This window comes from Pseudomonas sp. Q12-87 (assembly GCF_001269755.1).
Lineage (GTDB): Bacteria > Pseudomonadota > Gammaproteobacteria > Pseudomonadales > Pseudomonadaceae > Aquipseudomonas > Aquipseudomonas fluorescens_S.
In genome coordinates this window covers 51,977-75,240 of sequence record NZ_LHVI01000019.1, presented here as the reverse complement: position 1 = coordinate 75,240, position 23,264 = coordinate 51,977, and the positions used below count along the sequence as shown (strand labels likewise).

The 23,264-nt window shown below is 59.4% G+C and carries 20 protein-coding genes; 13 read left to right on the top strand and 7 right to left on the bottom strand.

What is annotated here, in order from left to right; genetic code table 11:
- Nucleotides 1-11: 11 nt before the first annotated feature.
- Together AD663_RS12300 and AD663_RS12295 are read left to right on the top strand one after the other, a co-directional pair.
- On the top strand, nt 12-2,519 hold the full coding sequence (locus tag AD663_RS12300; RefSeq protein ID WP_003181263.1) for a fimbria/pilus outer membrane usher protein: 2,508 nt from the start codon (nt 12-14) through the stop codon (nt 2,517-2,519).
- 61 nt (nt 2,520-2,580) lie between these two features.
- The gene (locus AD663_RS12295) at nt 2,581-3,678 is read left to right on the top strand and encodes a fimbrial protein (RefSeq protein ID WP_003181262.1); all 1,098 of its coding nucleotides are present in this window, start codon (nt 2,581-2,583) and stop codon (nt 3,676-3,678) included.
- Between the two features lie 44 nt (nt 3,679-3,722).
- Here the strand turns inward: AD663_RS12295 and AD663_RS12290 are convergent, their stop codons facing one another.
- From AD663_RS12290 to AD663_RS12280, 3 genes are all read right to left on the bottom strand, one after another.
- The gene (locus tag AD663_RS12290) at nt 3,723-5,216 is read right to left on the bottom strand and encodes a hypothetical protein (protein ID WP_053213818.1); all 1,494 of its coding nucleotides are present in this window, start codon (nt 5,214-5,216) and stop codon (nt 3,723-3,725) included.
- A 236-nt stretch (nt 5,217-5,452) separates the two neighbouring features.
- Nucleotides 5,453-7,585 carry an autotransporter outer membrane beta-barrel domain-containing protein gene (locus tag AD663_RS12285; RefSeq protein ID WP_083455138.1) on the bottom strand — a complete coding sequence of 711 codons (2,133 nt, stop codon included), beginning with the start codon at nt 7,583-7,585 and terminating at the stop codon, nt 5,453-5,455.
- A gap of 305 nt (nt 7,586-7,890) precedes the next feature.
- A complete protein-coding gene (locus tag AD663_RS12280) occupies nt 7,891-9,885 on the bottom strand; it encodes a hypothetical protein (RefSeq protein WP_053213817.1) in 1,995 nt (664 codons plus the stop codon).
- Between the two features lie 342 nt (nt 9,886-10,227).
- On the opposite strand from AD663_RS12280, the gene AD663_RS12275 reads away from it, so the two are divergent.
- The gene (locus AD663_RS12275; RefSeq protein WP_053213816.1) at nt 10,228-11,421 is read left to right on the top strand and encodes an MFS transporter; all 1,194 of its coding nucleotides are present in this window, start codon (nt 10,228-10,230) and stop codon (nt 11,419-11,421) included.
- Here the strand turns inward: AD663_RS12275 and AD663_RS12270 are convergent.
- Together AD663_RS12270 and AD663_RS12265 are read right to left on the bottom strand one after the other, a co-directional pair.
- Complete coding sequence (locus AD663_RS12270; protein WP_053213815.1) at nt 11,415-12,452, bottom strand: dienelactone hydrolase; 1,038 nt, start codon at nt 12,450-12,452, stop codon at nt 11,415-11,417. The genes AD663_RS12275 and AD663_RS12270 overlap by 7 nt on opposite strands.
- A gap of 183 nt (nt 12,453-12,635) precedes the next feature.
- Entirely contained in the window at nt 12,636-13,244 is a 609-nt protein-coding gene (locus tag AD663_RS12265; protein ID WP_003181248.1) for an FMN-dependent NADH-azoreductase, read from the bottom strand.
- A gap of 128 nt (nt 13,245-13,372) precedes the next feature.
- Here AD663_RS12265 and AD663_RS12260 point away from each other — a divergent pair, with 128 nt between their 5' ends.
- Both AD663_RS12260 and AD663_RS12255 read left to right on the top strand, forming a co-directional pair.
- Nucleotides 13,373-14,281 carry a LysR substrate-binding domain-containing protein gene (locus tag AD663_RS12260; protein ID WP_053213814.1) on the top strand — a complete coding sequence of 303 codons (909 nt, stop codon included), beginning with the start codon at nt 13,373-13,375 and terminating at the stop codon, nt 14,279-14,281.
- Entirely contained in the window at nt 14,278-14,631 is a 354-nt protein-coding gene (locus AD663_RS12255; protein ID WP_003181244.1) for an MmcQ/YjbR family DNA-binding protein, read from the top strand. Before AD663_RS12260 ends, AD663_RS12255 begins: the two co-directional genes overlap by 4 nt.
- A 3-nt stretch (nt 14,632-14,634) precedes the next feature.
- On the opposite strand, the gene AD663_RS12250 is transcribed toward AD663_RS12255, so the two are convergent.
- Together AD663_RS12250 and AD663_RS12245 are read right to left on the bottom strand one after the other, a co-directional pair.
- On the bottom strand, nt 14,635-15,063 hold the full coding sequence (locus AD663_RS12250; protein WP_053213813.1) for a DUF1294 domain-containing protein: 429 nt from the start codon (nt 15,061-15,063) through the stop codon (nt 14,635-14,637).
- Nucleotides 15,060-15,890: an undecaprenyl-diphosphate phosphatase gene (locus AD663_RS12245; protein WP_053213812.1), complete on the bottom strand. Its 831-nt coding sequence runs from the start codon at nt 15,888-15,890 to the stop codon at nt 15,060-15,062. Before AD663_RS12245 ends, AD663_RS12250 begins: the two co-directional genes overlap by 4 nt.
- 270 nt (nt 15,891-16,160) lie before the next feature.
- Between AD663_RS12245 and AD663_RS12240 the strand changes: the two genes are divergently transcribed.
- From AD663_RS12240 to AD663_RS12205, 8 genes are all read left to right on the top strand, one after another.
- Entirely contained in the window at nt 16,161-17,795 is a 1,635-nt protein-coding gene (locus AD663_RS12240) for a methyl-accepting chemotaxis protein (RefSeq protein ID WP_053213811.1), read from the top strand.
- A 211-nt stretch (nt 17,796-18,006) separates the two neighbouring features.
- Nucleotides 18,007-18,570 (top strand): nicotinamide riboside transporter PnuC, encoded by a 564-nt coding sequence (pnuC, locus tag AD663_RS12235; protein ID WP_003181236.1) that lies wholly within the window; start codon nt 18,007-18,009, stop codon nt 18,568-18,570.
- The gene (locus AD663_RS12230) at nt 18,567-19,091 is read left to right on the top strand and encodes an AAA family ATPase (protein ID WP_053213928.1); all 525 of its coding nucleotides are present in this window, start codon (nt 18,567-18,569) and stop codon (nt 19,089-19,091) included. The genes pnuC and AD663_RS12230 overlap by 4 nt, the downstream gene beginning before the upstream one ends.
- Before the next feature lie 325 nt (nt 19,092-19,416).
- Nucleotides 19,417-19,863, top strand: a complete 447-nt coding sequence (locus AD663_RS12225) for a hypothetical protein (RefSeq protein ID WP_003181232.1) — start codon at nt 19,417-19,419, stop codon at nt 19,861-19,863.
- Nucleotide 19,864: 1 nt separating this feature from the next.
- Nucleotides 19,865-20,443: a hypothetical protein gene (locus tag AD663_RS12220; protein ID WP_053213810.1), complete on the top strand. Its 579-nt coding sequence runs from the start codon at nt 19,865-19,867 to the stop codon at nt 20,441-20,443.
- Between the two features lie 63 nt (nt 20,444-20,506).
- Nucleotides 20,507-21,496 carry a hypothetical protein gene (locus AD663_RS12215; protein WP_003181228.1) on the top strand — a complete coding sequence of 330 codons (990 nt, stop codon included), beginning with the start codon at nt 20,507-20,509 and terminating at the stop codon, nt 21,494-21,496.
- Between the two features lie 234 nt (nt 21,497-21,730).
- Complete coding sequence (locus AD663_RS12210) at nt 21,731-22,411, top strand: C39 family peptidase (protein WP_003181223.1); 681 nt, start codon at nt 21,731-21,733, stop codon at nt 22,409-22,411.
- Nucleotides 22,412-22,471: 60 nt separating this feature from the next.
- Nucleotides 22,472-23,218 (top strand): hypothetical protein, encoded by a 747-nt coding sequence (locus AD663_RS12205; protein WP_003181222.1) that lies wholly within the window; start codon nt 22,472-22,474, stop codon nt 23,216-23,218.
- The last annotated feature ends 46 nt before the right edge of the window (nt 23,219-23,264 follow it).

Below are 23,264 nucleotides of genomic sequence, written 5' to 3'. Positions count from 1 at the left end.
GGACACTTTTAATGACTCGACTCTTGAAACGCTCGGGTATCGGCGGCGAAGCACGCCTGGCTCGCTGGGTCGCCCTGGGTGCCAGTACGGCACTGCTCGATATCACACCCGCGCTGGCCGATGCGACGGTTGAATTCCAATCCGGTTTCCTGCGCCAGCATCCGGAATACACTCACGATGCCGGGGCATTGGCACTCAGTGCGCTGGGCCAGCGTCAGGACCTTGGGCCGGGGCGCTATCGGGTCGAACTTCAAATCAACCGGCGCTCCTTTGGCCTGCGTGAGCTCGACTTCAGCCTCAGCCCCGAGGGCGACCTGCTGCCCTGCCTATCGTCCGATTTGCTTCAAGAGCTGGGCGTACGTCTCGACGACCTGGCCGACAACCAAGCGCTGAACACCGACTGCATCGACCTGGCCAGCGCAGTCCCCGGGGCCAATATCGAGTTCGAAGGCGCCAAGCTGTGGTTGTCACTCTCGGTTCCCCAGATCGCCATGCGCAGGAATCAGTCAGGTTATGCCGACCCCGAGCGCTGGGATCACGGAATCAACGCGGCCTTTATTAATTACCAGGTGTCGGCGCAGCAGAGCAATCATCAACAAGGCGGCTCCAGCCAGAGTGATGACCTGTACCTCAACAGTGGGCTGAATCTGGGCGCCTGGCGTTTGCGCAGCAACCAGACGTTACGCCGCAACGAACAGAACCAACGCGAGTGGAGCAGCGCCTATACCTATGCCCAGCGCGATCTTCCCGGCTTGCAAGCCAATCTGACCCTGGGTGAAACCTTTACCCGGGGCGATGTGTTCAGGAGCCTGCCCATCAAGGGCGCGATCATTGCCTCGGACCCAGACATGCTGCCCGATGCCCTTCAGGGGTATGCCCCTGTCATACGAGGCGTGGCCCAGACGCGGGCCAAGCTCGAGGTCCTGCAAAACGGTTACCCGATCTACTCCACCTATGTCAGCCCCGGCGCTTATGAAATCGATGATCTCACTACCGTGGGCGGCAGCGGTGAACTGGAAATTGTATTAACCGAAGCCGATGGCCAGGTTCATCGCTACACGCAGCCTTACGCCACACTCAGCAATCTTTTGCGCGAAGGTCTCTGGCGTTACAGCGCGACAGTGGGGCATTACAACGCCATCAGCGAGGGTGACCACCCTCTGCTCTGGCAAGGTACGCTGGCCTGGGGGCTCGGCTGGAGCACGACGTTATATGGCGGCGCGATGGGCAGCGACTTTTATCGGGCCGTCACACTGGGGGCCTCCCGGGACTTGGGTGCGCTGGGCGCCCTGGCCTTGGACCTGAGTCACTCCGATACGCAGGCAAGCCAGGACGTGCAAGGCAAGAGTTACTCGGTCAAATACGGCAAATCATTCCAAAGCGGGACCCAGCTGCGTTTCGCTGGCTATCGCTATTCCACCGAGGGTTACCGCGATTTCGACGAAGCGGTGCGCGACCGCGAGCACGACGTCCGTTTTTTCGGCAGCCGACGCAGCCGTCTCGAAGCGGCAATCAACCAGAAAATCGGGAAACACAGCTCCGTCAACCTGACGTTCTCGCACCAGGATTACTGGCAAACGAATAACACCCAACGCCAGTTCCAGTTCAACTTCAATACCCAACACAAAGGCGTGACCTATAACGTCTATGCCTTGCAATCGCTCAGAGACAGCGACAAACGCAACGTGGGCGAGCAGCGCCAAATGGGGTTGAGCGTATCATTGCCGCTGGACTTCATGCCTTCGAGCACTGCCACGTTCGACGTACAGAACAACGCTGGGCGCCACAGCCAGAGGGCCAGCCTGAGTGGTAACAGTCTTGAGAACCGGCTCAACTATCGAACCAGCATCAGCCACGACTCGCAACAGCGACAGTCAGCCGAGTTGGCTTTAGGTTTTCAAGGAGCCACTGGCAGCGTCGGCGCCGGGATCACTCAAAGCAGCCACTACCGCACGACCTCACTGAACGCCAGCGGCGCATTGCTGCTTCATGCCGATGGTATCGAAGCCGGCCCGTACCTGGGAGAAACGCTGGCGTTGGTTGAGGTACCGGATATCCCCGGTGTGGGAGTCAAGAACGCGACAGGCGTGAAAACCAATGCCCAAGGCTTCGCGCTGGTCCCTTACCTGCGGCCCTATCGAATGAACCAGGTGTCCCTGCAAACGGATGATTTGGGGCCTGAAATCGAGATCGACAATGGCACCGCGCAAGTCGTCCCACGCCGCGGGGCCGTGGTCAAGACCACCTTCACCGCGCGCACCATCAATCGCCTGTTGATCAGCGGGCAAACGGCTCACGGCCAGGCCCTGCCTTTCGGCGCTCAGGTCAGCGATGCCCAGGGCACTGTTCTGGGTACCGTGGGCCAGGCCGGCCAGGTATTGCTCTCTGTAGGGCCCGAGCCACAACAACTTAACGTGCACTGGGCACCGGGCGACGCCCCTCAATGCCGGCTGGACGTCAATCCGCAGACGATGGAGCAGGTGCAGGGCTATCGCATTCAGGCGCTGACATGCCATTGACACGCGCCATCCAGCCACTGGCAAACAGCCTATTGTCATGCCCGACCCCACAGGAAACACCATGAAACAATCGACACGACTGCTGCTGACATCTCTGGTGCTGGTCACCGGCAGCCCGACTTCATCCGCATTCGCCGCCCCCGATACGTGCTGGTGGGAGGCCGGAAGTGGCCCCCTGCATTTCCAGCCTCAATTGGGCACGCTTTATGTCCCTCGGGACGCTGCCGTAGGAAGTGTCATCGGCACCTTGAACAAACACACCTTCACCAGCGGCGGTGGTTCGCAACTGGACTGCAGCGTCGATACCCCCGGCACCATCCTCAACTTCCAGGCCCAGCCAACCGCCCCGCTGTTCGCCGGCCAGTTGCCGCCGGTTGACGGGTTCGATGTGAACGGCAAGGTATTCAACACCAATATTCCAGGCGTGGGCGCCTTGATCCGCCTGGATTTTCCCTTCGATGGCAGCGGCAACAACACCTTCATCCCCATCGGCGGACCGACCTATCGCCCGATCGTGCCCTTCGCTGGCTATCAGGACCAGATCACCACGTTCATACGCTTTACATTGCGCAACCTGCGGACCTACACCACCCTGATCAAAACCGGCCCCATTCCGACCGGTCCCAACCCACTGGATGGCCGCGAACTGTTCAGCGGGACCTTTACCGGCGTCGGCAAAGGGTTCGGCGTAGGCCCCGTGGGCACGGTGATTCAGGCTCATTGCGGCATCTCGGGCAACCCGGTAAGCGTCAATCCAGTGCCACTAGGGACCTGGGACACCTCCGAGTTCACAGGCCCCGGCTTCGGCACCACCCTTGCGCCTTTTACCATCACGCTCAGCGCCTGCGAAGCCGACCCGTCAGATGGCAATATCGCCGTCGCAACGATCAAGCTCGATGGTGTTCTGGGGTCCGTCCCCGTCGATGAAAACAACGGCGTTTTCAGCCTGACCGCAGACTCTGGAGCATCAGGCGTAGGTGTTCAGATCCTCAGGGGCGACGGCCTGACCCCTGTCGCACTGGGTATGGAAGTTCCCCTGGTGCCCATCACATCCGGCACGACGGTGCTGGACTTCAACGCACGCTTCTACCAGATAGCGCCTCACGTCACTCCCGGTGTGGCCAAAGGCGCGTTGACTTTCACCATGACCTACAAATGAGCGCGAGGCGCATCCCTGAAACGGTAATACCTCATGCTCAAGGGTCAGTTGGTTAATTGAGGATCTATGGTTGGAAAGTCGTGCCAGGTCTGCTTATTGTCAAAGCTGACCTTCGCGATGAAAGTGAGCTTTTCACCGATTTGAAATCTGCGAAGCTCCGTCTTGAGTATCTGTCCTGCTTGCATTTCACCCACCGAAGTCACAGGCTGAGCATCGAGAATCGTCACGGTGTGAGCGCCTCCCGCACTCAGCAATCCCCTCATCTCGACCCTGAGGAACTGTGACGTCGCCATGTACTTCCAGCTACCCAGCCTGAGAACAGCCGCCCCGCCCTCGGGAATGCTGGCCAAGCTCAACATCGTCGCATTAAAACTGGTGGACTGAAGGACCGGCAACCCGCCGCTCAGGCTGGAGATCGTCAGGCTGTGCGTCTGAGACTCAAGCGGTGTGGGAATATTGGGACCGGTCACCTCGAAGATTATCGGTATGTTTTTTCGCAGGTTGCGGGCGACATACTCCTTGGGAATGCGGTACTCCCGCCCTCCTGTGACGATGGGTGTGTCAGCGCGATAGAATCCGAAACTACCCTCTTCACCAAACAGTACGGCGGCGGTCTCCGTATCCGAGATGATCGCGTTTTGAGGGATGGCAACAATGACGCCATTATTGACGACAGCCGCAAGGTTTGGATCGAGCCGACTGGCCTGCGGGTTACCAGAGGCTTCCCTCACCCATGGATAGGACAGATCACGCGGTGTCGGTGCAGCCTTCACATCCAGCTCAACCCGCCCCGACAACTCACTGATGTTCCCCGCCCGGTCTTCGACACGATATCGCGCATACCCCACACGATCGCCAAAGTCGCGAAACGCCTTCCCCTCATACACGCCCTCAAGAGCGTTGGGTACCGGGTGCGGAACAGTCAATTCACCGACCTTTAGCTGATCTGGCTCTCCGGTTCCGTTTTTTTCGTTCAAATACAAGGTAATGATATCGCCGACCTTGGGGCCACCCCGCTGCTCATCATAACGGGGGATACCGACCTTCACTTGATCGTTGTTCTGCTCTAGATATTGGGCCGTTACCCCACCTGTCAGGATCGCTTCAGGAAACTGCGCAAGGTCGTCGGTCTGGTTGAGCAGCGGCTTGAGGGTATCGATGGTCAGGGTAAGATCAAAAGAGTCAGCCTCGGCCATGTTGTACAGGTGTAGAAAATAATGAAGTGAATGTTCACCATGGATGAGGAAATGGACCGGAACATAAAATACCCGATCCGCGTCGGGCACCTCGGCGGTCCAGGTCTTTGTTTCCAGATCATCGTCTCCCCAATACAGCGTGACCCACTCCGGCTCATGGGGCTTGGGATTGGAATTCAACCACTTGGGAATAGTGACGGGCAAGGGCACTTCCAGGGCGTTCTTATGCAGCAAATTGGTTTCGCCACCCTCGATATCAGGCAACGCCACGACCTCGGGCGGAGGGTAAATTGGAACCTGGTTTTTGCCGAACGTACTGGAATTTTTCGAATTTGACATCATGGAACCTCCCATCAACACATGAGTAACCACGCCTCCAAAGCCACTACTGTCCGCAGAGGCCCCATTAGATTCCAAAACCAAACCGTTGAGTACTAACAGAACTGCTCAGTTGACAGACTCCAAAAAAGAGTTCATGAAAAATGAAACAAGGACCGTTACGGTCCTTGCTCGTTTGACTAACCCTCATGCCGTCTCGTGAAAACAATCCACGGAGCTGACCTTTTAAACAAAGCTGATCAGAACTTGTATTCCACGCCGAAGTTTACTCCCCATGGCTGATCAATCTTTTTGCCTTGGCTGTAATCGACGTCGGCGTGCACTTGCACTTTATCCGCGACGTTCATGGCAACGCCACCTCCCAACTCCAGGCGAGAACCGGAAAGGTCATTGTTGAAGCTTGTGCTATTGACCTTGACCTGATTGTCTTTGGCGAACTCGTTGACCAGCGCTGCCTTGAGGTAAGGCTGAAGCATCTGCCCATTACCCAGGTCGATATCCCGACCGGCACTTGCACCCACTTTGCCCAGCAGGGAATAACTCCGGTTGCCATCGGCAGCCATGCCATTATCCAATTGGTAACGTTTGCCCTGAACCGCCAGCACCGAGACTTGCCCAAAAGGCTCGATGAAATAGCCTTCGTCCAACTTGATATGCCGACCAAACTCCAGCGTGGTGCCCAATCCATGGGTGTTGTACCGCCCCTTGGCCTGTGCCCCGTCACTGAGACTGACCTTGGACTCATTTTGGAAGCGGTTAAACTTGAGCACGCCGTCGAAGTAGTAACCGCTCTCGGCGTCCAGCCAAGTGGCATAAGAACCGACATAAAAGCTGTTGACCGTGCCCGAGGTCCCATGAATCAGGTCCAGGTCGGACCGGCTATAACCACCCATCAGGCCAAACACCCACTGTCCATCCCCAACTGACGGCACGGGGGTATCCACACCAAAAGCCAATCCCTGCTGGGTCTGCCTATAGGCCATTCCGGAGTCGGCAGAAACATCGAAGCGGTTGCCATACGCCCGCATCCAGCCGCCAGACTGCCCCTGGTTCATCCGCACTTCGCCCATGCGCGAACGCAACGTGCTCAGTTCGCCATACCAGACCGTACGCGAGGCATCGAACAGCGCCAGCACCGACGCCGTACCAGGACTGATGGTTTTGCTCGCACCATCGAGATACCAGTCATTGGCGCCATCCTTGAGCAAATCATAAGAATAAGTACCCAAGTCTACCCGGCCATTGATCAACGAGAACGCAGCATCGCCGCTGGCCGCGTGGACGACATGGATGCGCTGGTTGGTCAGCGTCGGGTCCGCACCGGTACTGGCCACGTCAAGCGTATGAGTACCGGTTGCTGTCCCCGTGATATTCAGAAAATCGGCTTGCCCGTTGGAAAAGTCCGCATGCATGATGAAATTGCCGTTACCGCTGAGATTCTCCACCGACAAGGTATAGAAACTGCCAGGCTGACCAAACTGAACCTCCCCCCCTGCCATCGACAGATTCTTTAGCTGACTGTCTTCGACCATGACCCATTTGCCCAAGCTATTGACCGCCAGGGTATCGACGTTCTCCAGGCGCCCGGTCAAGGTGGCGAAGTTGCTCAAGGCCACCTTCGCGACGCTGCCCGCTTCGGCCACCACATCACCGAGCAGAACGCTGTTATCGACATTCAGCCCCGCCATGCCACCGTTCGTAACTTGCAGCATCACACCATCGCTGCCCTTGAGGGTCGAGCCATTGCTCACGTCGATCACCGCTTCGCGATCAGGGAGTCCGGCAACACTGCTCACGATGATGGCCGCACCATTCAGGCCTTCGACATGGCTGGCATCCAGCGTTAGCTGGTTTTCCTTTACCGAAGAGATGTCATTACGCAAGACAACACCGTTCTGACCGCCCGTGATTCGGGTGTTGTTGCTGGCCTGGACCGTGCCACCGAAACTGACGATACCCGTGCCCGTGGCACCCGTTGCAGTCACCGTGGCGTTGCTCAGCGTCAGCTCACTTGCAGCACTGAGGGAGGCGCCGCGGGCGCCGCCGATGAGCGAGCTGTCCGTGACCGTGGCTTTGGCCCCCAACACATTGCCCGTCAAGGCCAGCGCTATACCGTTGCTGGTCACGGTGCTGTTGGCGGCAATGTTTGCAGTACTATCGACCAACTCCACGCCGTTACTGGATCCAGCTGTGACTGTCGTGCCATTTAGATTGACCGTGCCACCGATAGCCACCTGAATATCCTTGGTGGAGGCACCATTGGCGGTCAGGGTGGAGTTACCAAACAGCTGATAATTGTCGGGACGGCCCCCAGCGCCAATGGTCAGGTCTTCGTCCGTCAATGTACGGGCCTGAGTGAATTGACAGACCATGATAAACGGGGCAACGGAGGCCAGCGCAAGACACCGCGATATGGGGTTTAATGCAAACGTGCAATTGGAAAACATCATGCTCGATTCCCTGGAGAAGGAAAGTTAATTCCAAGTGTCATATCCAGGCTAGCAACTCGCCGGGCGACACTTAATACGGCCGGCGAGTCTATAGATTAGCCCTGTGGGCATATGTAGGACTTTTCTGATTCTTTACCGACAACTCCTTCTTTGGTCACGCAAAAGTAAACAGACCTAACTCCAGCGGCAAAGGGGTCGCACCTTCACCGCCGGATACGTGATGATAATCAGGTGACTGGGCACGAGCCGTTACCTAGGAACATGGTCACTCGCGCCTCGCTCTCCTCGGAAGTAATCGTCTCTCCACCATCTACAACATAGGAGTAGGTGATTCGCCCTCGCCCCTCACTTCCCCCCGGACCAAGTGGGTCATACGTGGGCAGAAGGTGCGTTGCGTAAGGTTGTACCAGCCAGATGAAGCCTGTCACCGGCCAGGTTGTGTCATCCAGGGTGACCGTTTCATCCTTCTCGGCCCCATCGATCGGATTATCTCCAGCGGTACCCGCCAGCGCGACCCAGTGCAGGGTCACCTCATCCCCGATGCCCAAGTTGTAAGGCGGGCCCGATAGATCAGGCACTTGCACACGAATGGCGTAGTCGGGACCATAGAGCGAATCGCAATTCAAGAACTGGCCCTGTTTATCGGGAAAGGTCGGCGCAGCGGGCTTGAAAATGACCGCGTTCACCTCGACCAACCTGTCGTCCGAACGTTGGCGGTTGGGAGAGTTGGGGGAATTGATCCAGTACCACACCGGCACTTCGTCGCCATTGCCGCCCCTGTCGATGTAGGACCACGGAATGATTTGCGTTTTTTCATAGCCCTCTTTATCAGTGGGCAAGACCGTATAATCGGCTTCGACGACATGCTCGCCGTTCCAGTAAATCTTTACGATTTCGTCCGCCTTCACATTCGGGTACAACTCAAATACAAAGTTGGCATCTTTATTATTGTGCGCTTGGGTCAAAACGTTAGGCGTTGTTGAATTCTCGCCAAAGACGTCACCCAATGGGATGTCACCATTGATCGGATCAGGCCAAGGATCGGTGGGCGTGGGCCCCGGTAGCCAAAAATTGGTCACGACCGTAATCCCTGTTTCGATGTCCGAGCCATAAGGCACCGTGCCTCGAAATACGCGATAACTTACTTGAATACTAATCGGCCCGGTCGCAGCGCCGTATTCGCTACGCAGCACGTCGGGGTCGATGCGGATGCTCTTGGTTGGGGCCAAACCCATGGTTTCCAAAGGAAGCACTGTCGTTCCCCAGGTCACCTCAATGAAATCGGTCCCCTTTCGCCCCGTATAGGTTTTGACGACCGCATCCACGCCATCCAGAGCATCTTGAAAATCGAGGAACCCCTTGAATGTCGCTTGCGGCACTTCGATTCTTTGAAGATCAGGGGGCGGCCAAGTGCCCAAGGCCACGCCCAAGTCGGTTACGTCAGACAGCGGAGTGCGATTCTGCGCTTTGTCGCGCAGTGCATACACCGCATAGCAGCCACCATCCCCCACCTCCCGAATGATGTTGACAGGTATCCGTAATGTCAGGTCATTCGGTACAAAATCTGTGACCGTAGGCGGGGTACCGGGCAAGGAGTCCGGCAACGGGAGTTTTCCGTACCACAGAAAATATTCATCGCTTGCCGCGCGGTCGTCATATTCGTCAAGGATCGCCGGAACCCCAAGAGGATTAGCCGCCAAAACAGCATCGGTGATGGGAGACGCAATGGTTAACGGTTTGGGCTCCTTATGGTTATAGGGGGGCGTGCTATCGAAAATACGAGTGGTAGGTAGTGACTTGTCTTTCTGGTGGTTGTAACTATCTAAATACGCTCTGAATGTATAAACGCCATCGATGGCAAAGTGCTTGCGCTCAAGGGTCAGTTCAAACGGAAAAGCGGTTTGCGGGTCGACCGGATAAGGAAAGCTTCTTTCAGCAACGTCTTCATAGTCATCTTCATCAGGCGTCGCACCCGAAGCGAACTGCAAATACATGATCGACTCATCATTCGGAAGTGGCGGCAAGTCAGAGAAACCCAAGAATTTGACTTGCAGATCCCTATCCAGATCTTCGCCATGGAGCGTACCGTCTGTGCTATCAACCACCCTGGCCAGGAGCTCAGGAGGATCCAAAGCCTTGGGCCCTGAATGCTGTTCACGTCGCTGCCCGAGGTAGTCAATACGCGCCTGCGCCGCACTGGTTTTCTTGTCCACGCTTGCCATATCCGATTCTCCTGATATTCAGACCGTCGTGATTGGAGCTACCGCCGTAAAGCTCGGCACACAATGCCCATGGACATCTCGAAGCGTTTCACATCGACCAATAGGGCCTGCGACTGATTGAACGCCCTCTTTCATATCTTGGATACTGTCAGAGTTGACAGGTCGTCCTTTTACAGAGCACAAGCAGCGACTGCCCGCCAGAAAAGCCGGGTGTTCAAACCAAGGGACTATTCGCCAAGCCCGGGCCGCATCCCGTGCCAGCACATTTAGTTAGCCTGCTTTCTTTTATCCTCACCTCGCGCCATGATGAGGCTCTCTTACCGCTGCCCGCGAACGAGCCCTATGCCCACGCCCTCACCTGCCTCCAGCTCCCTGTCGATCACCCTGCAGATCGTCTCCATTGTTTTCTATACCTTCATCGCGTTTCTCTGCATCGGGCTGCCGATTGCCGTACTACCCGGTTATGTCCACGAACAGCTGGGCTTCAGCGCGGTGGTGGCCGGGTTGACTATCGGTTCACAGTACCTGGCGACCCTGCTCAGCCGCCCCATGGCCGGGCGGCTGTCGGACAGCGTCGGCACCAAGCGGGCCATCGTCTACGGGCTGTCGGGGATTGTGCTCAGCGGCGTGCTGACGTTGCTCTCGACCATGCTGCAAAGCTTCCCGCTGCCCAGCCTGCTTATCCTGATTGCCGGCCGCTTGTTGCTCGGCGTGGCCCAGGGCCTGATTGGCGTGGGCACCATCAGTTGGTGCATGGGCCAGGTCGGTGTGGAGCACACGGCACGTTCGATTTCGTGGAATGGCATTGCCTCGTACGGCGCCATAGCCATCGGCGCTCCGCTGGGGGTAGTGATGGTCGGTGAGCTGGGCTTCGCCAGCCTGGGCATCGTCTTGTCGTTGCTGGCCGGGGGCGCGCTGTTGATGATTCGCAACAAACCCTCGGTGCCGGTGCTTCGTGGCGAGCGCCTGCCTTTCTGGGCGGTATTCGGGCGTATTGCGCCCTATGGGGCGAGCTTGAGCCTGGCCTCGATCGGCTACGGCACGCTCACCACTTTCATCACCCTGTTTTATGTCAGCCGCGGCTGGACCGGCGCGGCCTGGTGCCTGACGGTCTTCGGCGTCTGCTTCATCCTCGCGCGGTTATTGTTCATTTCCAGCATCGCCCGCTTCGGAGGGTTCAACTCGGCCATCGCCTGCATGAGCATCGAAACCCTGGGCCTGGCCTTGCTCTGGGTGGCACCCTCCACCGCCTTCGCGCTGGTTGGCGCGGGGCTGGCGGGCTTTGGGCTGTCGTTGGTGTACCCGGCGCTGGGTGTCGAGGCCATCAAGCAGGTGCCGAACACCAGCCGCGGCGCAGGCTTGAGCGCCTACGCGGTATTTTTTGACTTGGCCCTGGCGATTGCCGGACCCTTGATGGGCGCAGTGGCGTTGAACCTGGGCTATTCGTCGATTTTCTTCTGCGCGGCACTGCTCTCTGTCACCGGGCTGGGCCTGACTTTGTTGCTGCGACGCCGAGCCGAAAAAGCCGATTATTGATCAGCGGTTCGCAACCCCGCCCGGCTCGGTTTGCCCAGCGCCTGGCCAAAGAAGCGGCTGGCCTCGGTAATCATCGTGCGATGGATGTCCTTGCGGTCAACGCCATCGGCGTCAGTGCACAGCGCCGGCATTGCCGCGATCTGCTCTTCGGTGCAGGGTGCCAGGAACACAAAGTGCCCTGCCCCGGCCAATGTCTTGAAGTCCGGCGCGATGGGCAGCTTGCGGGCCAGCGCGGCGGCGTTCTTGTCGAAAGCCACCAGCTTGTCGCCATCGCCGCTGTAAAGCAGCACCGGCACATGGACGTCAGCCAGGGTATGACGACCAAACTTGAGGCTCAACGGAGCCATGAGCAACAACGCCCGAACCCTGGGATCGGCCACTGGTTGCAAGTCGTCCCGGTCTGCGATCACTTCGCCCTGGGTGCTGCAAGCGTCACGGTCATCCGGGCGCTCCTGGCAGTAGCGACGCAAGCGGTTGAGATCGGGGGTGGCGCCAGAGAGGATCAACGCCGTCTCGCCGCCTGCTGAATAACCGATCACGCCAACTTGCCCAGCGTTGACGAAAGGCGAGAGCATCGGGTCATTGAGCGTTGCGGTAATGGCTTCGGAAATCTGGATCGGCCGCCCATACAGGTTGCTGAGCGTACCGAGCCGGCTATGGTCCATGGCATTGTCGCCGGGATGAATCACCGCCACCACCACGAACCCCTTGCGTGCCAGCGAAGTGGCGAGGTCATGCAGGGCCAGCGGCGTGCCGGTGTTGCCATGGGACAACATGAGCAGCGGGAATCGGCCGATGGCGATCTGGGCCTCGGGCGCGGCGTCGATCTGGTAGCCACCCAACTGGCTGGACTGTTCCCTGGCGGTGGACGGATAAAAGGCAATGGCGTGCATCGGCTGCTGATCCAATGGATCAAGAAAGCTGAGTTCGTGAAAACCGGCGCTCCAATGAGGATGCGGGGCCGGCGCGGCCTGCACCGACCCCGGGCTGCCCAGCAGGCAAAGCAGTACCGCTGCACCAAGACGTATCATCGTTTTTTTCCACCCTTCGCCACCACACAGCATGCCTGGTAGCGCATAGCCTTGGCTTGCATAACCTGCGCCAGAAGCTCAACGCCAGACGCAAGAAAACCCTGCCCCCTGGCCATCCAATGTTGACCAGAATACAGGGTTTTACCAAGGCTGCCCGAAGGGGCGGGTGTTTTTACACAAGCCTTACGCGGCGGCGAACTGTTCGCTGATTTGAGCCTTGGCTTCGTTCAGGCCCTTGGCACGCATGTCGTCTCCCTTGGCCAGCCCTTCAGCACGGACGAACTCGATGTCGGTGATGCCGAGGAAACCGAACATCACTTTGAGGTATTCCTCATGGCCCACGCTGCTCGGCTGGCCGGCATGCAAGCCGCCTGCGGTGGAGACGATGACCAGTTTTTTGCCGACGCACAGGCCTTCGAAGCCAGCTTCGGTGTAGCGGAACGTCTGCCCTGCGACGGCGATGCGGTCGATCCACGCCTTGAGCTGGGTCGGAATACTGAAGTTGTACATCGGCGCCGCGATGACCACTGCGTCGGCGGCCTGGAATTCGGCCATCGTGGTAGCGCTAAGCTCAGCCTCGTGTTGCAGGGCGGCATCCCGCAATTCAGCGCTGGTGCCTGCGGCAATCAACGTCTGGGCAGAAAAATGGCTGATGGCATCGGCGGCCAGGTCACGGTAGGTCACCACGATGCCAGGCTCGGCGGCCTGCCAGGCCTGGACCAGTTCACGGCTCAATTGGCGGGAAGCGGAATTGTCGCCAAGGATGCTCGAATCGATATGCAACAGTTTCATGAGAGTGCTCTCCAGTGAGGATCGCGACCAGGCGATCAATTGGCAATCATCCTATCGATCAAACCAATAGCCGATAAGGCAGCATAAATGCGATAGTTCGTCCCACTGACAGGACAATCGAGCGCAACATGCAAGACCTCAACGATCTGTACTACTTCGCCAAAGTCGTCGAAGCCGGCGGCTTTGCGGCGGCCGGACGTGTATTGGGCGTCCCCAAGTCGCGGCTGTCCCGGCGTATCGCCGAGCTGGAGGAGCGGCTCGGCGCCCGCCTGCTGCAACGCACCACCCGCCAGCTGAAACTGACAGCAGTGGGCGAACGCTATCTGCGCCATTGCCAGGCCATGCTGCTGGAGGCCGAAATGGCCGATGAAGCGGTCGCGAGCATGTCCAGCGAGCCGCGCGGGCGACTGCGCGTTTCGAGCCCGGTAGGCTTGGCTCACCAGATCCTGCCGCACGTAATCGCGTCGTTCATGGCGAAGTTTCCCCAAGTCCAGCTGGAAATGACCTTGGTGAACCGCCGCGTTGACCTGATAAGCGAAGGCATCGATGTGGCACTGCGGGTCCGTGACCTCGGCGACGAAGACCCGCTGCTAATGACTCGGCGCTTGCGCCAGGCGCGGCTGATCCTGGTCGCCAGCCCGGCGTTCGTCCAAGGGCGACGGATAGACGTTCCGCAGGACCTCAAGCACTTGCCGGTGCTCGGCGCCTTGGATGCTGATCGCCTGGTGCACATGCGTTTGCGCAATGCCGATGGCGCCAGCGTCGATTTGGCCCTGGAAGCGCGCCTGGGCATCGATGATTTCATCGTGCGCCGCGCCTGCGCGCTCGCAGGCCTGGGGTTTACCTTGTTGCCGAGCATGTATTGCGAGGAGGAACTGCGCGACGGCACACTGGTTGAGCTATTGCCCGGGTGGTCGTTGCCAGACGGCTGGCTCCAGGCGGTCTATCCCCACCGACGCGGCATGCTGCCGGCGGTGCGTGCGTGGATCGACCATCTGGTGGAAGCTTTCGAAAAATGCGGAGAAAGATTGATATGAGCTTGAGCGAAGAGGATGTCGCACGATTCTGCCTGGGCTTGCCGGGCGCCAGGGAAGACTACAAATGGGGCGGCGTCAGGGTGTTCTCCATCGCGGGGAACAAGATGTTTGCCCTTCAGGGGTTGCGGGGCGACTCGTTGGCGTTCAAGGTCGACAAGGATCTGTTTCTTGGACACTGCGACCGGCCGGGCATCCATCCGGCACCGTACCTGGCACGGGCCCAGTGGGTAATCATGCAAGTCCCCTACCCGTTGGGCGCCGAAGAACTGCGTGGCTTGCTGCAACGCTCCCACCAATTGGTGGTCAGCAAATTGCCCAAGCGCACGCAGGTTGGCCTGCTGCTCCAGTGAGGTTCAGAACAACGCCAGCAGATGGCCGCCGAGGAACAGCTGGTCAATCCAGAACACCTGGTGCAGCAGGACGATGAACCAGAACACCATTTGAAACGACACCTTGCGGGTCTTGTGACGAAACACCTGCTGGGCCAGCAAGGCGCCAGGCCAACCGCCCGCCAGCTCCACGGCGTGCAGCACGTTCTCCGGGGTGCGCCAGGCGTCGGCGCGGGCCTTGCGTTTGTCATTCCAATACAACACGAACGCCACCACGCTGACGCTGCCATAGGCCACCAGTGGCACCCAGGACGCCTCCTTGAGCCCGAGAACCAAGGAGCCGAACAGCGGCAACGCACACAACAGCGCAAACACCGTCAGCTTGACCCGCAGGTTCTGCACCGCACCGCTGGCATTGCGCACAACGGGCTTGCGGATGGCCGGATCACTCATGGCTTGGCGGCGGTCCAGTCCACCCAACCGAACTGCCACGTGGCCAGGATCAGCAGGCCAAAGGCGATTCGATACCAGGCAAATACGGCATAGCTGTGGCTGGCGATGAAGCGCAGCAGGGCCTTGACCGCAATCATGGCGAAAATGAACGCGGTGACGAAGCCGATGGCGAACACCGGGAAGTCCGCCGGGACGAACAGTTCGCGGTATTTATAGCCCGAATAGACGGCCGCACCGACCATGGTCGGCATCGCCAGGAAGAACGAGAACTCGGTCGCGGTCTTGCGCGACAAGCCGAACAACAGCCCGCCGATGATGGTCGCGCCCGAACGGGAAGTGCCGGGGATCATCGCAATGCATTGGGCCAGGCCGACCTTCAAGGCGTCCTTCCAGGTGATCTGGTCGACGGTTTCGGCGTGCACTTGGTGCTGACGCTTCTCGGCCCAGAGCATTACAAAACCGCCTATCACCAGCGCTGCAGCCACGGTGATCGGGTTGAACAGGTAGTGATGAATCCAGTCGGCGAGCAGCACGCCCAATACCACGGCGGGCAGGAAGGCGATCAGCAGGTTGGCGGTGAACCGACGAGCGCTGGGCTGGGTTGGCAAGCCCAGCACCACGCCGAAGATCTTGCGTCGAAACTCCCAGACCACCGCGAGGATCGCGCCGAGCTGGATGATGATGTTGAACGCCATCGAACGCTCGCCGCCAAATTCGAGCAAGTCAGCGACAACAATCTGGTGCCCCGTGCTGGAAATCGGCAGGAACTCCGTCAAGCCTTCCACTACGCCAAGAATCAGTGCCGAAAAGGCAGTCCACAAATCCATTCATCCCCCAAAAAAGACCCTGCTGGTGCGGGTCTCATCAATATTCAAGTGTCATGCAGGTGCCCGCAGGCGTGCACGATAACGGCGATCATCGAAAAAAAACCAATGAAACATCCGGATCGGCTCAGGTTTTACGCTGCGGGGCCGAAATCCTAACAGACAAGCCCTGATAACGCTGCCGCGTTATGACCCAGGTCAATCACGCGTACCCGGCGGGCGCTAAAGTGCCGCCGTCGTTATGACAAGAATAAGAAACCGGAGTGACAGCGTATGAATAGCTTGCGCAGTGTGTCGATCAGCCGACGCTTGTGGCTCATCCTGGTCGTCGCCATCGTGATGTTGGTGACGCTGGGTGCACTGATGCTGAAACAGATCCATAGCGATCTTTACCAAGCCAAGGTGCAGAAAACCCAGCATGTGGTGCAGACCGCCAGTGGCGTGCTGAGCTATTACTACGGTTTGGAAACGGCGGGCACCCTGACCCGCGATGCCGCGCAGAAACAGGCGCTCAATGCCGTGCGGGGCCTGCGCTATAACCAGACTGATTATTTCTGGATCAACGACCTCACGCCGGTCATGGTCATGCACCCGACCAACCCGAAACTCGAAGGCCAGAACCTCTCGGCGATCCGCGACCCGAACGGCTTTGCGCTGTTCAACGAGATGGTCACCATCGCCAAGTCCAAGGGCGCCGGCATGGTGAACTACCTCTGGCCGAAACCAGGCGCCGAGGCACCGGTGGGCAAGACTTCCTACGTGCAATTGTTCGAACCGTGGGGCTGGGTCATCGGCTCGGGCGTTTATGTGGATGACGTTCAAGCCGAATTCCAGTCCCAAGTGGTCAAGGCCTCGTTGATCGGGCTGGTGATTACCCTGCTCATGGCCCTGCTGCTGACACTGATCGTGCGCAGCATCGTTCGCCCCTTGCAGGAAACGGTCAACGCCATGGCCAACATCGCCAGCGGCGAAAGCGACCTGACCCGTACCCTCGACACCCATGGCCAGGACGAAGTCACCCAGCTGGCCCGGCATTTCAACGCCTTTACCGCCAAGCTGCGGCAAGTGGTGAGCCAGTTGCAGGCCTCGGCCAGCGCCTTGGGGCAGTCTTCCAGCGAGCTGGGCAACGATGCCGCCCAGGCCCAGGAACGCAGCCAGCAACAATCGCAACAGATGGAATTGGTGGCCACCGCAATCAACGAGGTGACTTATGGCGTGCAGGATGTGGCCAAGAACGCCGAGCACGCCGCCAGCGAGATGCGCGACGCCGAGTCCCAGGCCCAGCAAGGCCAGGTCAACATCGACGGCAGCTTGCAGCAGATCGACCGACTGTCCCAGACCATCGATCAGGCGGTGGAAGTGATCCGCACCCTGGCGAGCGAAAGCACGCAGATTGGCAGCGTGCTGGAAGTGATTCGCTCCATTGCCGAGCAAACCAACCTGCTGGCCCTCAACGCCGCGATCGAAGCCGCCCGCGCCGGGGAACAAGGCCGGGGCTTCGCCGTGGTGGCCGATGAGGTGCGCCTGCTGGCCCAGCGCACGCAAAAGTCCACCGCCGAAATCCAGGCGATGATCGAACGCTTGCAGAATCATTCGGAAGCCGCGGTGAAAGTCATCAGCGACAGCAGCCGGGCCTCGCAACTGACCATCGAACAGGCCGGTCTGGCAGGTGCCAGCCTCAATGCAATCGGCCAGGCCCTGCGCAACCTCAACAGCCTGAACGCATCCATCGCCAGCGCCACCTTGCAACAGGCTCACGTGGTGGAAGACATCAACCAGAACGTCACCCAAGCGGCGGGCCTGTCCCACAGCACCGCCATCGCGGCCGAACAGTCCAGCCTGGCGAGCACACGCCTCAAGGCACTGAGCGAAGAGCTGAACGGGTTGCTCAAGCAGTTCCGGGTCTGACGGGCCAATGTTCACTTAAGACTGTTGTGATTCATTGTGGCGAGGGAGCTTGATCCCGCTTGAGTGCGAAGCGCTCACAAAAAAGGGGCCGCTACGCAGCCCAGCGGGAGCAAGCTCCCTCGCCACGGGGCACATTCAGCATTGAGGTTGGAGCTGCCCACGCCATAACGTTTACAATCCCCGCCCTCTCCGACTTCCCCAAGGAACCGCCATGTCCGGGCTTGAACTGTTTGCCGCAGCCCTCGGCGTGATCGCTGTCTGGCTGACCGTCAAGCAGAACCCCTGGTGCTGGCCGATCGGCCTGGTCATGGTGCTGCTGTACAGCTGGATTTTCTTCGAAGTGAAGCTGTACTCGGACATGCTGTTGCAGGTGATCTATGCCGTGTTGCAACTCTACGGCTGGTGGCAATGGACACGCGCAGGGCACGATCATCAGGGACGACAGGTTTCACGCCTGGGCGGGCCGTCGGTGTTGCTTGGCCTGGCCGTCGGGGCTGCAGGCAGCCTGCTGCTGGGCGCCGCCATGGCGCACTGGACCGATGCCGCGCAGCCCTGGCTCGACGCGGCCCTGACCGGTTTCAGCCTCGTGGCCCAGTGGTGGATGGCACAGAAGCGCGTGCAATGCTGGCCGCTGTGGATCGCCCTGGACCTGATCTTTGTCGGCCTGTTCGTCTACAAGGGCTTGTATCTGACCGCCGCGCTGTACGCCCTGTTTACCTTGCTGGCGGTGCAAGGCTGGCGGGAATGGCGCGCCGACCCGGCGCTGCGCACATGAAGGTAGTGGTGCTGACCGGCCCGGAGTCCAGCGGCAAGAGCTGGCTCGCGGCGCAATTGCAGGAGCACTTCGGCGGCTTGCGGGTCGATGAATACGTTCGTGACTTCATGGAGCGCAACCCGCGCGATACCTGCCTGGGCGACATCACCGAAATCGCCAGCGGCCAACTGGCCTGGGAGGACGCCGCTCGCGCTGCTCGGCCGTCGTTGCTGATCCTCGATACGCACCTGCTGAGTAATATCCTCTGGAGCCAGACCTTGTTCGGAGATTGCCCGAGCTGGCTCGAACCGGCCTTGCTGGCGCGCCATTATGACCTGCACTTGCTGCTGAGCCCCGAACAGGTCGAATGGACCGGTGACGGCCTGCGCTGCCAGCCCGAACTTGAGCAACGGCTGAAGTTTTTTCAGGCCATCGAGGGTTGGCTGGTTCATCACCGGCAGCCATTTCAAGTGGTCGGAGGGGATTGGGGTCGTCGGCAGGCCCAGGTGTTCGCGGCCGTGGCCCGGCTGCTCGAAACCTGACTGTCCCCGTGTCAGCTGTTTCATCGCTGAAACAACGCTGCCGAGTGAAACCCGGATCCAAAGCCCCTTCGCCAAAATGCCATCAAGATTGTCACGTTCCTGATACAGGTGCTTAAAAGCCTGGATCCAGAGCGCGGGGATGGCTTGCAGGCGACCGGCGACTCAATGCCCTGTTTCAACAATGAAACAGATTTTGCCCTACAGCCTGTCCATGAATTACAAGCCGCTGATTCCAAAGGCTTTCTAAAAACCGGCACGACATCTGCTCTCTCCCGATTCGCAACGCTGGACCAAAGCCCAGCCCGCAGAAGAAGGAATCGATGCCGTGGGGACTTTCCAGAAAAGTGTGTCCTGTTTGCTGATGGTTGGCTGCGCCGCCAGTGGGGTGCTCAGCCTGCCGGTACACGCCGAAGGCAATGGCGTCATTGTGCTCAACCGTGATGTGCAACCCATTCCCATCGGTCGCAACGGCGGCAAAGACCCCTACCCGACTACCGTCAATGCCAACCCTTCCGAACGAATCCATCAGGCGACCACCAGCACCGAACTGAGCGACGGCGAATTCGCCAGCGTTGCCAGCGGCTCGTCGATCCGCAACACCGTCACCCCGAACACCAGCGTCCAGGGCCTGAACGTCGTCACCAACCCCAACGGCATGCCCGGCATGGGCGCCGGGCATGGCGGCGGCAGCGGTGGCGCGATTTCCGGCACCATCAACCGCTCGTTGAGTTCAGGGCTGGCCCCATTGGGTCGGCTCGCCGGAGGGCAGTGACATGCAGCCAACCCTGTTGCTACTCGCCCTGCTCGGCCCCGCCGTTGCCTTCGCCGATCCAGGTGTGGCGGTGGTCAATAACGCCAATGTGCAGAATTCCGGCGGCCAATACACCGGTAACTTCAACGTCAACCAGGCGGCTGGCGACCAGACCCAGCAGACCAACACCCGGGCTATCGCCATTGGCACCCAGGCCCAGGCCGCCACCCAGGTGCAGCAGCGCCTCGACACCCCGGCCAATCCGGCCATGAACGCGACGGCCCGCATCGGCGGCAATTCATTTTCCAATGGCAACGGGGTCTTGGGCGTCAACCAGTCCGCCGGCGCCAACAATCAAATGGCCAATGTCATGCGGGTGGGCATCAGTGCCCAGCCGCAGAGCATTGACGACAGCGCCTTGTCGCAACAGAACGTGGCGCTGTTACCGAACTCAGGCGCAACTGGCGCCCCAACTGGCAGCCGCCAGGTCGTTACCAGCGACCAGGCTTTCACCGGCAGCCGAGGGGTCATCCAGGTGAACCAGAGTGCAGGGGTGGGGAACCGCATGGCTAACACCCTGAGCATCCGGGTCGCTGACTGACCCGGGCACCGCAAGCATAAGAAAGTACTGACACTTAACCAACGACACGCAAGGAGAAACACCATGAAACCTACAATGGCACTCAAACCATTGGTTTTCGCCCTCGCCGCGGTCATGGCAATGGCTGCACAGGCTGGCGGAAATGACAACGGTCACGGCAACGGTCACGGCCATGGCAACAATGGCCATCAGCAAGGACCGACCCTGGACCAACTGCTTTCAATCAGTGCCGGCGCTGGGGCCACGGTGCTGGATGAGCAGAACAGCGACGGCAACGTGGTGACCAACCAGGCCACCAAAAACACCGCAGAAGCAAAAGACTCGCTCAATAGCAGCAATGGCAACATGGGCGCCAACGTCGCAGGCGGCGACGGTAACCAGCAGGACAACGCCGCCGCCCTGGCCACCGCAGACGAAAGCTTCATCTTCGGCTCGGCTGTCGCGGCTTCCAGCGCTACGCAAGTCAATAACAACAACTACGTTAAAAACAACTCGACGCAAAACAACGCCTCGCTGACCAATGCGGGCAACAGCGGCTCCGGCAACATCGGCATCAACGTGACCGCCGGCAACTTCAACCAACAGAAAAACAACCTGGCCATCGCCGTCTCCGGGGGCCGTGTCGCACAAGCCTCTGCCGCAGCTGACCAGTCCTCCACCGGCCTTCAGGTCGACAACAAAGGCGTGCGGACCTACAAGACCGACACGCTCACCAGCACCTACAGCGCCTCCGGCACCTTCAAGGCCAAAGGCACCGGTACCGCCGAAGACGACAACCATGGCGGCTGGGACAACAAAGGCGGCGGCTACGGTGGTGGTCACGATGACGACAAGTTCAAGTTCTCCGCCGTGGGTACTTTCGAACTGGCCGGCAGCAACACTCAGCAGGTGCTGACCCGCGACGGTTGGAAAAACCCTGTGATCAACAACGCCACCATGAGCAATTCCATGAACGGCTTCTCCGGTAACGGCGGCGCCAACGTGTCGGCAGGCGTGGGTAACCAGCAGAGCAATTCGCTGTCCATCGCTGCCGGTTGCAAGGCTTGCATGTAGGCGCGCTGAAACGAAGCCCCGGAAACGGGTAAATGCTGTTCACTCAAGGCTTGGATGAATCTTGTGGCGAGGGAGCTTGCTCCCGCTGGGCTGCGAAGCAGACCCATTGTTCATGAGTGCTTCGCACTCAAGCGGGAGCAAGCTCCCTCGCCACGGATTCACCTCAACCGTTGACTAACGGACATTGCCTGCAAAAGGGGCTTTTTTCCCGGATGTCCATCAGGCGTTTCGATCATGCGTGCGACTGCCCTTTCCCTGCTGCTCTGCATGGCTTGCGTAGCTGAAGCCGCGCAGATGCCCGTCGCTGCCCTGCCAGGCGGCATGCTGGTCTACAAACCGGTGCAAAGCGTACGTGAGCGCAAGTTCAGCGACATCGTCGAGCAGAAAACCGATTTCAGTTGCGGCGCCGCCGCGCTGGCCACGGTGCTGCGCCAGGCCTATTGGCTGGACGTCGATGAAGAACACGTCATCAAGGGCATGCTGGTCAATGCCGATCAGCACCTGGTCCGCACCCAAGGGTTTTCCATGCTTGATATGAAGCGCTACGTGGAAACCATCGGCATGCGCGCCCGGGGCTACCGGATACCGCCCGAGAAGCTCGAAGCGGTGACGATTCCGGTCGTGGTCCTGATGGAGATACGCGGCTACAAACATTTTGTGGTGTTGCAGCGGGCCGACAAGCAGTGGGTCTACATCGGCGACCCGGTGCTGGGCCACAAGCGCTACACCCATGATGATTTCGTAAAAGGCTGGAATGGCATCGTCTTTGCCATCGTCGGCCCGGGTTATGACAAGACCAATGCGTTGCGCAGCCCGCCTCAACCGCTGACGGCACGCAACAAACTGGACGGGTTCAACCCGGTCAGGGATGCGGAACTGATGGATTTCGGCTTCATACAGAGCGACTTTTTTTAATCGCCGACTCACTGCCAACAATAAGTACAAAAAAGGAGCAGGACGCTCCGGGAGCAGTACATGAGAACTTCATACTGGCTGTCGCTCGCCTGCCTGGCGGCGACTGCCTCGGGCTATGCCCATGCCGGATTCAAACCTATCGAAGTCAAGGACCAGGAGCTTGCCGAGCTGCGCGGTCGTTATGTCATGCCCGGACGCGTCATCAGCTTCGGGATCGTCATGAGCAGCACCTGGCGCAACGCCAGCGGCGACTTGATCGGCGCCACCAGCGCCATGCAGATCCAGGCGGCTACCGTCAAACCCGAGTTCTACGTCTCGACCATCCAGCAGACCGGCAACGGCAGCGTTCCGGAACAGGGCAGCGGCAACATCACCGGCGGTGCAGGCCTGGGTTCGAGCCAAGGCGTAACCCAGAGCGTACGCGCGGCGGGAGACGGCAACAGTGCCTACAACAATGTGGCCATCAATGTGAAGGAAAGCAGCCAGGCCCCGGCGCTGACACCCTCCCAAGGCCAATTGCTGACCCAGGGCCAGACCATCACCGGCAGCAACGCCGCCGGCAGCGTCGCGGTCACCGCCACGGGCAACGGCGTGCAAATGGCCATCCAGGCCAGTCACAACCAGGGCAGCGCCCTCCAACAAGTCGCCCAGGGCGGCCTGCTGCAAAACACCCGCCTGCTGGGCAACAGCAACCTGGTCAGCAACATGACCCAACTCAACGTGGTGCTGAACAATAACGGCCCCAGCGCCGGCGCGCTGGACTGCAACCTTAATCAACTAAGAGGCCTCCGAAACCTCGGTTATTGAACTACGCTGATTTCCGATCATTGGGCAATCCAGGACGACATATTTC

Excerpts from the sequence above, each read along its gene's own strand:
- AD663_RS12220 (WP_053213810.1), top strand. The coding sequence starts at position 19,865 with ATGCAGCCAACCCTGTTGCTACTCGCCCTGCTCGGCCCCGCCGTTGCC.
- pnuC (WP_003181236.1), top strand. The coding sequence starts at position 18,007 with ATGTCCGGGCTTGAACTGTTTGCCGCAGCCCTCGGCGTGATCGCTGTC.
- AD663_RS12210 (WP_003181223.1), top strand. The coding sequence starts at position 21,731 with ATGCGTGCGACTGCCCTTTCCCTGCTGCTCTGCATGGCTTGCGTAGCT.
- AD663_RS12290 (WP_053213818.1), bottom strand. The coding sequence starts at position 5,216 with ATGATGTCAAATTCGAAAAATTCCAGTACGTTCGGCAAAAACCAGGTT.
- AD663_RS12285 (WP_083455138.1), bottom strand. The coding sequence starts at position 7,585 with ATGGTCTGTCAATTCACTCAGGCCCGTACATTGACGGACGAAGACCTG.
- AD663_RS12275 (WP_053213816.1), top strand. The coding sequence starts at position 10,228 with ATGCCCACGCCCTCACCTGCCTCCAGCTCCCTGTCGATCACCCTGCAG.
- AD663_RS12250 (WP_053213813.1), bottom strand. The coding sequence starts at position 15,063 with ATGAGTGATCCGGCCATCCGCAAGCCCGTTGTGCGCAATGCCAGCGGT.
- AD663_RS12215 (WP_003181228.1), top strand. The coding sequence starts at position 20,507 with ATGAAACCTACAATGGCACTCAAACCATTGGTTTTCGCCCTCGCCGCG.
- AD663_RS12230 (WP_053213928.1), top strand. The coding sequence starts at position 18,567 with ATGAAGGTAGTGGTGCTGACCGGCCCGGAGTCCAGCGGCAAGAGCTGG.
- AD663_RS12295 (WP_003181262.1), top strand. The coding sequence starts at position 2,581 with ATGAAACAATCGACACGACTGCTGCTGACATCTCTGGTGCTGGTCACC.
- AD663_RS12205 (WP_003181222.1), top strand. The coding sequence starts at position 22,472 with ATGAGAACTTCATACTGGCTGTCGCTCGCCTGCCTGGCGGCGACTGCC.
- AD663_RS12280 (WP_053213817.1), bottom strand. The coding sequence starts at position 9,885 with ATGGCAAGCGTGGACAAGAAAACCAGTGCGGCGCAGGCGCGTATTGAC.
- AD663_RS12255 (WP_003181244.1), top strand. The coding sequence starts at position 14,278 with ATGAGCTTGAGCGAAGAGGATGTCGCACGATTCTGCCTGGGCTTGCCG.
- AD663_RS12300 (WP_003181263.1), top strand. The coding sequence starts at position 12 with ATGACTCGACTCTTGAAACGCTCGGGTATCGGCGGCGAAGCACGCCTG.
- AD663_RS12270 (WP_053213815.1), bottom strand. The coding sequence starts at position 12,452 with ATGATACGTCTTGGTGCAGCGGTACTGCTTTGCCTGCTGGGCAGCCCG.
- AD663_RS12265 (WP_003181248.1), bottom strand. The coding sequence starts at position 13,244 with ATGAAACTGTTGCATATCGATTCGAGCATCCTTGGCGACAATTCCGCT.
- AD663_RS12245 (WP_053213812.1), bottom strand. The coding sequence starts at position 15,890 with ATGGATTTGTGGACTGCCTTTTCGGCACTGATTCTTGGCGTAGTGGAA.
- AD663_RS12240 (WP_053213811.1), top strand. The coding sequence starts at position 16,161 with ATGAATAGCTTGCGCAGTGTGTCGATCAGCCGACGCTTGTGGCTCATC.
- AD663_RS12260 (WP_053213814.1), top strand. The coding sequence starts at position 13,373 with ATGCAAGACCTCAACGATCTGTACTACTTCGCCAAAGTCGTCGAAGCC.